Here is an 8,178-nt window from a genome sequence, read left to right as displayed (position 1 = left end):
AGACAGCTCCAACCCTCCACCGGAGGTCTTCGTCAACTCAAGACATCACACATCAACCAACGCCCCTGGGCAGTACAACTAGGGCATGGTGGCCCCGAGAACAGTCGATGACGGATGAGGGGCACGGGACCGATGAGTCTTGCGACGGCGATGCGCTACTCGGAGGACGACACGCTGTGCCCCACGACCCGCGAACTCCAGGAACTCGCGATGTGTCGTTCTCGAACGGTTTCCGTCTTCACGAACAGGCGCGAAGCGAAATCCGTCTTCGCCTCCGTTGCCGCGCAACTGCGCGCCATGGATGACGAGGCGGCCAGCCTGGTTCAGCTCCGCCATCTCCCGACCATGATCGCGGACCTCGATCTCCCGTCGTCGTACCCGTTCGCTCTGGCGGTATTCTTGCGCGAGTCGGGGATCTCCGTCTTCACCACGGGACAGCTCATGGAACCCCTCGCCGTGCGCGGGCCACGCCCCTACCTCATCCCACTCGCGGGCACGCTCACGATGCCGACGGGCGCGATGGTCCTGAAACTCTCGTCAGACGGAGCACAGCTGGTGGAGATCGGTATCGGCCAACGAGCGCGCTCGATCGCGGTGCCTGGTTTCCCGGCATCGCCCGTCGTCTCCGCGCCGGCACGGTCGGCGCTGCAGCTGGCTCTCGACACCGAGACCTGGGTGCGGATCGACAGCGCTCTGCGTGCCGTCCTCGAACGGATGCGCCCACGCCCGCTGCTCGTTCTCGCCGCCTCGGACCCACTGGCCGGCGCCTTCCGGCGTGTCACCCGGTACGGCCGGATCGCCGATACGGGCATCTATGTCGACCCCGCCCGGTCGACCCTCGCCGATCTCGCTCACTTGACGTATCCGATCCTCCATGAGCACGGCAAGCGCCAACAGATGGAATTCAAATCCCATCTCGAGAACGATCTCCCGATGAGTCGTGTCGAGACCGATCGAGAGCGCCTGCATGCCGCCGCCGTGGTGCACAACCTCGAGGCCTTGATCGTCGAGCTGACCCCCCACGCCGGTGCCCGACCTCGCCACGACGCCGGCCACACCATGCAGTCGCTCCTCGGGAGCACGCCGAACGATGCGCTCGATGCCCTCACGCACACCGCGCTGGCGGCTCGCATACCTGTCCACACCTTCGACGCCGACGCCCTGCCGTTCGGCCGCTCCGCCAGCGGTCTGCTCCGGTACTCGAGGATGGTGCCCTGAGCGCCTCGTCTGCCTGGCGCTGTGCTTGGCGCATCCGGCAGGACTGAGAGGTGGCGCCGGCGTCAGTCGGTGATGTCGCGTACCGTGCCTTTCTCGAGTCGCAGCCGGCGGCGCGCCCGTCGTGCGACTGCCGAGTCGTGGGTCACCACCAGGAGCGTGAGCCCTTCGGCGTTGAGTTGCTCGAGCACGGCCAGGATCTCGTCGCGCATCGCCTCGTCGAGGTTGCCTGTCGGCTCGTCCGCGAGCAGCACCCGCGGCCGCTTGGCGATCGCACGCGCGATGGCGACGCGCTGCTGCTGACCACCCGAGAGCTCGCCCGGCCGGTGATCGGCGCGCTCGGTCAGGCCGACCCGCCCGAGCGCGTCCCGCACCCGATCGGCGCGCTCGGCCTTGGTGAGCCCCAACGGTTCCAAACCCATCCCGACGTTCTCGGCGGCCGTGAGCGTCGGGATCAGGTTGAATGCCTGGAACACGAAACCGATCTCGCCGGCGCGGACCTTCTCCAGACGACGACCGGATGCCGTCGCCAGATCGGTGTCGCCGATCATCACCTCGCCCTCGGTCGGCTTGTCGAGGGCGCCGAGCACTTGCAGCAGCGTGGACTTCCCACCCCCGGTCGGGCCCTGGATCGTCACGAAGTCGCCTTCGGCGATCTCGATGTCGATGCCTTTGAGCGCCTGCACCACGCGGCCCTTCTGCCGGTAGGTCTTCGTGACTCCTTCGAGCCGATAGGCGGGGACGGGGGACGGGGTGGGGAGCCCCGCCACATTCGTTTCGATCATGTCAGGCCAGCTTTCCTGGGGTTCGGGTGGTCGGGTGTTCGGTCAGGCGACGTCGCGCAGCGCTTCGGCCGGGCTGAGCCGGGATGCGCGCCAGCCGCCGATCGCGCCGGCGACGACGCCGCCCGCGACGGCGAGCAGGAGGGCGGCCAGGACGAGCCACAGCGAGAGGGGTGCGTGCAGGACGATGTCGGTCGCCGACTGGGCCAACCGCCCGCCGAAGCCGCCGCCGCCACTGCCGAGGCCCTCAGCCCCGGCGCCTCCGCCCCCTTGACCCCCGCCGAAGCCGGCGGCCCCGGCCTGCGCGGGCGACCCGGACGAGATGGTCGGCGCGGCCAGGTTGATCGCGAGCACCCCGAGCAGCCCGAGGGCGACGCCGGCGGCACCGCCGATGAGCGTCTGCGCGACCGACTCACCCGCGACCTGGCCGACGACGCGGCGGTTCGACCATCCGATCGCCTTGAGCGTGCCGATCTCCCTCGTGCGCCGCGAGATGCCCGAGATCGTGAACAGTACCGCGAGGGCGACTGCTACGGCGAGGACGATCACCGAGAGCCAGCTGTCGAGGCTGGTGATGAGCGAACCCGCGCTCGACAGCGAGCCGGACACGGTCGAGGCCAGGGTGGCCTCGGAGCTCACCGTCGCATCCGGCAGCGCCGCGGTCAGGTCAGCCTGAACCGAGGAGATCTGGTCGTTCGACGCGGCCTGCACGTAGACGGTCGACACGACGTCGCCGGCTCCGGAGAGCGTCTGCGCGACATCGAGCGGGATGTAGACGTTGGCGGCGGTGTCGGCGTCCGAGGTCGTCGACGTAACGATCCCGACGATCTCGAACGGCGTCCCGCCCACATCCACCTGACCGCCCACCGCGAGGCTCGAACTCGTCGCATAGCTCGCATCGAGAACCGCCACGTCGGTTCCCGCGTCGGCGCTGGTGAGGTCGCGACCCTCGCTGACCTCGACCGCCGAGAGCGGGCCGACCGAGGTGTCTGCCGGGTCGATCCCGAGCACGGTGAACGAGTCGACGGTGAAGGAGCTGCCGCCGCCGCCCGGTCCGCCGTCGCCGGACTGGGGCGGCTGCCCATCCGTCGAGCTCGGGCGCTGCTGCAGCTGGCCGTCGAACGTCATGTTCGTCAGACTCAGCGCACCGGATGCGGCGGCCACTCCGTCGATCGAGGTCACCTCGTCGACCGTCGAGGCCGCGAGGGTCCCGCGCCGGAAGTCCGTGACCAGCCGCGACTGGTTCAGGCTCGTGGTACCGTCGCCGGTCGTCGTCCCACCGTTGTCACCGAAGTCGAACCGCGAGCCGGGTCCGCCCGCCGCGGGCTCGGCCTGGGCGCCGGTGACGGTGAGATCGGTGCCCACGCCGTAGATCGACGCGAGCGCCTGCGATTGGGCGTGACGCACCCCTGCCGACAGGGAGTTCACGATGATGACGAGAGCGATCGCGATCGCCATTCCGGTTGCGACGATGATCGTCTGCTTCTTGCGACCGGAAAGCTCACGTCGCAGATAGGTCCAGTACACGGTTCTCCTTCGCGGCACTCATCGAACTGGCGTTCGCCGACTGGCACGACGGTAGAAGGACGGATTCGCGGTCGGCTATCGAGCGCCCAAGAAATCCCTATGAGTTCAGGGCGCCGTCGCTCCCGCTGCTCGACGGCGTACTCGGCGCTTCGAGGCCGGCTCGGGCCTGGGCGAGATGCTGCGTCATGGTGGCGACCGCGCGCTCCTCATCGCCGTCCTCGATCGCGTCGAGGATGGCGGCGTGGGCGCGGAGGATGCTCTCGAGGGTTCCGCCCGCCTGCACCCACCCGCTCCAGACCCGTCGGCGAAGGCGTCTGAGCATCGGCTCGAGTGCGTCGAGAGTCAGCTCGCAGAGATCGTTGGCCGTCGCACGAGCGATCGCGGCGTGGAAGGCGACGTCGGCGGCGTGGAGTTCCTCCGCCGAGGTGACCGATCGCATCTGGGCCATCGCATCCTCGAGCGCTGACAGGTCGTGCGCGCCCCGATGGGTGGCAGCGAGACGAGCGTTGCCGACCTCCACGATCTCGCGGAACTGCTGCAGTCGTTCATCGCCGATCTCGGTTCCCGTGACACGGAGCGTCAGGAGCCGCGCGAGGTGGCTCGAGTCGGGAACGGAGACGGTGCTCTCTCGACCTTGCTGACGCTTCAGCAGGCCGATGGCGGCGAGACCGGCGAGCGCTTCCCGCACCACCGGCACGCTGACGTCGAGCATCTCGGCCAGTTCGGACGTGGGCGGAAGAGTGTCGCCGTCGCGGAGGCGGCGCTCGCCGATGTAGTCGACGATGGCCTCCGAGGCCTGTTCCGCGAGTGAATTGCGTTTGAGAGACAGCACCCGTGACCCCCTTGTCGTTCACGCTAACAGCCCGGACCGGCAATGTCATCATGTTGACTACTTCCCTTCTTCTAATATAAGTTGCTGGTGAATCGATGAGCGATTCAGCAGCGTGAAGGAAGTGACGTGGATGTCGAAAATTCGGTCAATCACTACCGCCGTCGTGGCAGCCAACTTCGATTGGACCCTCATCCGGATCGAATCGGAGTCGGGAGCGGTCGGCTGGGGCGAGTCGTTCTTCGCCCCGGGATTGCCGGAGATCATTCGCGAGATGGGGGAGCTCGTTCGCGGTGACGATGCCGCGGACATCGAGGTGATCGGCGCACGGCTGCGCGCGGCGACCTCGGGAGCCGGATCGGTGGGTGGGATCATCCACAACGCCCTGTCGGGCATCGACGGTGCCCTGTGGGATCTGAACGCCCGCGAACTGGGCGTGCCGCTGTGGCGACTGCTCGGCGGAGCCTTTCACAAGTCGGTGCGCGTTTACGCGGACTGCCATGGCGGCGCCGGACTGATGAGTCTGGGCCCGATGCTCGACATCCGGCCGATACCGTGGCTCGCCGAGCCCGACCAGGTGGCCGCAGGCGCGGTCGGCAAGAGTCTGTTCGATCTCGGCGCCGAGACCGAGGCGGTCGATCTCGACCTCCTGGCCAGTCGAGCCCGCGCAGCCGTGCAGAAGGGGTTCGACGCACTGAAGTTCGATCTCGACGTGCCCGGCCTGGTCCCCGTCCGGGTCGGCTCCCGCGCGCTGCCGCCCGGTGCCGAGGCTCTCGCGCGCGACATGGCCGATGCCATCGTCGACGGAGCCGGACCGGGCGTCGAACTCGCCTTCGACCTGCACTGGCGTTACGACATGGCATCCGCCGTTCGCTTGGCGGCTGCGGTCGATCACGTGCCGGTGATGTGGCTCGAGGACCCGCTGCCGCCGGAGAACGTCTCGGGCCTGATCGCACTCTCGCAACGAACCCGCGTTCCGCTCGGCGGCGGCGAGAACCTCATCGGTCATCGTTCGTTCGCGCCGGTCATTTCGGCCGGGGCGCTCGCCGTGGTCACCCCTGACCTCGGCAAGGTCGGCGGTGTCGCCGAGGCCCGGCGTATCGCTGCGGATGCGGCCGACCGCGGTCTCTCGATCGCCCCGCACAACATCGCCGGTCCGATCGGCACGGCCTTCGCGGCGCAGGTGTCGGCGACCTGGCCAAACTTCCTCGCCCTGGAGTACCACGCCCAGGATGTGCCGTTCTTCGCCGACCTCGTCGACGCTCCCCTCATCGAGCGCGGGCAGATCGCGATGACCGAGCGTCCCGGCATCGGGGTCGAACCGGTGCTCGAGGTCATTCGCCGCTGGGCGAAGCCGGGAACGACGGTGTTCGAGAAATGATCGAGCCCGAGGTCTCCGGCCCGGCGCTGGCGGCCCAGATTCGGGACCGGATGCCGGCGGAGGCCGATGCGACCAGCCTCTGGCGGCTGGGGCAATCCGGTGTGGTCGTTCGCTTTCCGGGCGCCACGGTCCTCATCGACGCGTACCTCAGCAATCATTGCGAGGCGGTGCTCGGCGACCCGTTCGACCACCGCCGATTGACGCGGAGTCCACTCGATCCAGTCGATCTGGATGCGCTCGATCTGGTCATCTGCAGTCATGACCATCTCGATCATCTCGATCCACCGACCCTGCGGACCCTCGCGCGCACCAACCCGGCGGCGTCCGTGGCGGCGCCGAGGGCGGCCGTGGCGACGCTTCGCGAGCTCGGCTGGCCGGATGAGCGTGTCATCCCGGCCGGTGACGGTCTCACGATCGAGACAGCCGGCCTGACGGTGACGACCTTCGCCGTGCCCCACGACGACTTCGACGAGGGAGCCGACGGGTCTCCCTACCTCGGCTGGATCGTCACCGATGGGAAGACCAGTGTGGCTCACCTCGGCGATGCCCGCTCGCACCCTCGGATCGTCGCGGCGCTGCAGGCCCAGCCGGTGGACGTGCTCCTCGCGCCCATCAACGGGCGAAGCGACGAGCGTGCGGCCATGGGGTTCGCCGGCAATCTGAATGCGGTTGAAGCGGTCGAGCTCGCGCTCGAGTCGGGTGCTGCACTGACTGTGCCGATGCACTACGACATGTTCGCGCAGAACGTCGACCCCGACGCGTTGGCGGTATTCACCTCGGCGGCGGCCGAGGCCGGTCTGGCCTCGGCCGTGCTGCCGGTGGGCCGACGCCTCCAGGTCGTCCCCCGATGACGGCAGGCGCTCTCCGTGCCTTGCGCGAATCGCGCCTCGTGCCCGTGGTCTCCATCCATCGCCCACATGAAGCGGATGCCATCGCCCAAGGGCTCGTCGACGGCGGAATCGGATGCGCGGAGATCACGCTCCGAACCCCGCACGGGCTGGCGGCCATCCGTCGCATCGCGGCGCGCGGCGACCTCGTGGTCGGCGCCGGCACGGTGCTGGACGAGGATTCTCTGCGCAAGGCGGGGGATGCCGGGGCTGCCTTCTCGGTGAGCCCGGGACTCGACCAGCGGCTCGTGCGGGCCGCCGAGGACCGCGGGCTGGCGGTGCTCCCCGGCATCGCGACGGCCTCGGAACTGCAGCACGCACGACGCCTCGGCGTCAGACACGTCAAGGTCTTTCCTGCCGCTACGCTCGGCGGTCCGGCTGTGATCGAGGCGCTTCATCAGCCGTTCCCTGAGATGTCCTTCATGCCGAGCGGTGGGGTGACCGACGGATCGGCGCCACTGTATCTCGCGCATCCGGCCGTGTTCGCCGTCGGGGTGAGTTGGCTCGTGCCGACTCTTCGGGGCGACGACCTCTATCAGCAGGTGCGCGATCGCGCTCGCGCTGCTGTGGCGCTGCTCGGAGGGCCCGCCGGAGATGGTTGACGTCGTCACGCTCGGGGAGTCGCTCGGTCTCGTCCAGCCGACGCCGCAGGAGAGCGTGGAGCTCGCGGTCAGCCTTCGGCTCGGCATCGGCGGAGCCGAATCCAATGTCGCCATCGGCGTCAGCCGCCTCGGCGCGACGGCGGAATGGCTCGGCAGAATCGGCGACGACGACGTGGGCAAGCGCATCCGACGCGAGCTCCGGGCGGAGGGCGTGCGGGTCACCGCGATCGTCGACGACGGAGCCCCGACCGCGCTGATGCTCAAGGAGCACCATCCCGTCGGTCCGTCCCGCGTTCGCTACTACCGTGCGGGCAGTGCCGGGAGTCGGCTCGCCCCCGACGACGTTCCGGACGACTGGCTGGCCGACGCCGGCCTGCTGCATCTCACGGGTATCACGCCGTCGCTCTCGCCCTCGGCCGACGCTGCCGTGCAGCGGGCTCTCGACCTGGCCGAGGCGGCCGGAGTCCCGGTCTCGTTCGACGTCAATCATCGCGCCACGCTGAGGCGCCACCGCGACGCCGTCGAGCTGTACCGGTCGATAGCGCGCCGGGCCAGGGTCGTCTTCGCCGGTGACGACGAGGCCAGGCTCCTGGTGCCGGGTGCGCACGACGAGGACGAGCTCCTCGACGGCATGCGGGATCTCGGCGCGCGCGAGGCCGTGCTGAAGCTCGGCGAACGTGGCTGCCGTGCACTCATCGACGGCGAGCACCACGCCCTGCCCGCCACCCCGGTGGCCGTCGTCGACACAGTGGGCGCCGGCGACGCATTCGTGGCCGGATACCTGGCCGAGCGCGCGCGCGGCAGCTCGCCACAGACCCGGCTCGAGACCGCGGTGCTCTGCGGTGCATTCGCCTGCACGAGCCCGGGCGACTGGGAGGGAGCGGCCCGCCGGGACGACCTGAGAAGCCTCGTCGCCGGCTCCGATCCCGTCATCCGCTGACTCCGCTACTTCTCG

Annotated in this window: 8 protein-coding genes; 5 read left to right on the top strand and 3 right to left on the bottom strand. The window is 69.2% G+C overall.

Annotation, left to right across the window (positions count from 1 at the left end; translation table 11 throughout):
- Positions 1 to 132 precede the first annotated feature (132 nt).
- Entirely contained in the window at positions 133 to 1,218 is a 1,086-nt protein-coding gene (locus tag AC3WLB_RS22185; protein WP_492509782.1) for a baeRF11 domain-containing protein, read from the top strand.
- A 62-nt stretch (positions 1,219 to 1,280) separates the two neighbouring features.
- On the opposite strand, the gene AC3WLB_RS22180 is transcribed toward AC3WLB_RS22185, so the two are convergent.
- From AC3WLB_RS22180 to AC3WLB_RS22170, 3 genes are all read right to left on the bottom strand, one after another.
- Positions 1,281 to 2,000, bottom strand: coding sequence for an ABC transporter ATP-binding protein (locus AC3WLB_RS22180; RefSeq protein WP_492509780.1), 720 nt, complete (start codon positions 1,998 to 2,000; stop codon positions 1,281 to 1,283).
- Between the two features lie 42 nt (positions 2,001 to 2,042).
- A complete protein-coding gene (locus tag AC3WLB_RS22175) occupies positions 2,043 to 3,524 on the bottom strand; it encodes an ABC transporter permease (protein WP_492509778.1) in 1,482 nt (493 codons plus the stop codon).
- Between the two features lie 97 nt (positions 3,525 to 3,621).
- Positions 3,622 to 4,356 carry a FadR/GntR family transcriptional regulator gene (locus AC3WLB_RS22170; protein WP_022895750.1) on the bottom strand — a complete coding sequence of 245 codons (735 nt, stop codon included), beginning with the start codon at positions 4,354 to 4,356 and terminating at the stop codon, positions 3,622 to 3,624.
- A 163-nt stretch (positions 4,357 to 4,519) separates the two neighbouring features.
- Between AC3WLB_RS22170 and AC3WLB_RS22165 the strand changes: the two genes are divergently transcribed.
- From AC3WLB_RS22165 to AC3WLB_RS22150, 4 genes are read left to right on the top strand one after another with little or no spacing between them, the layout of a single operon-like run.
- Positions 4,520 to 5,734 (top strand): mandelate racemase/muconate lactonizing enzyme family protein, encoded by a 1,215-nt coding sequence (locus AC3WLB_RS22165; RefSeq protein WP_022895751.1) that lies wholly within the window; start codon positions 4,520 to 4,522, stop codon positions 5,732 to 5,734.
- Positions 5,731 to 6,585 carry an MBL fold metallo-hydrolase gene (locus tag AC3WLB_RS22160; protein ID WP_492509775.1) on the top strand — a complete coding sequence of 285 codons (855 nt, stop codon included), beginning with the start codon at positions 5,731 to 5,733 and terminating at the stop codon, positions 6,583 to 6,585. The genes AC3WLB_RS22165 and AC3WLB_RS22160 overlap by 4 nt, the downstream gene beginning before the upstream one ends.
- Complete coding sequence (locus AC3WLB_RS22155) at positions 6,582 to 7,223, top strand: bifunctional 4-hydroxy-2-oxoglutarate aldolase/2-dehydro-3-deoxy-phosphogluconate aldolase (RefSeq protein WP_492509773.1); 642 nt, start codon at positions 6,582 to 6,584, stop codon at positions 7,221 to 7,223. The genes AC3WLB_RS22160 and AC3WLB_RS22155 overlap by 4 nt, the downstream gene beginning before the upstream one ends.
- On the top strand, positions 7,216 to 8,163 hold the full coding sequence (locus tag AC3WLB_RS22150; RefSeq protein WP_492509771.1) for a sugar kinase: 948 nt from the start codon (positions 7,216 to 7,218) through the stop codon (positions 8,161 to 8,163). Before AC3WLB_RS22155 ends, AC3WLB_RS22150 begins: the two co-directional genes overlap by 8 nt.
- Positions 8,164 to 8,178 lie beyond the last annotated feature (15 nt).

Source organism: Herbiconiux sp. FW305-C-125 (assembly GCF_058783455.1).
Note: the sequence above shows the minus strand (reverse complement) of the source record. Positions and strands in the feature narration are given on the sequence as shown.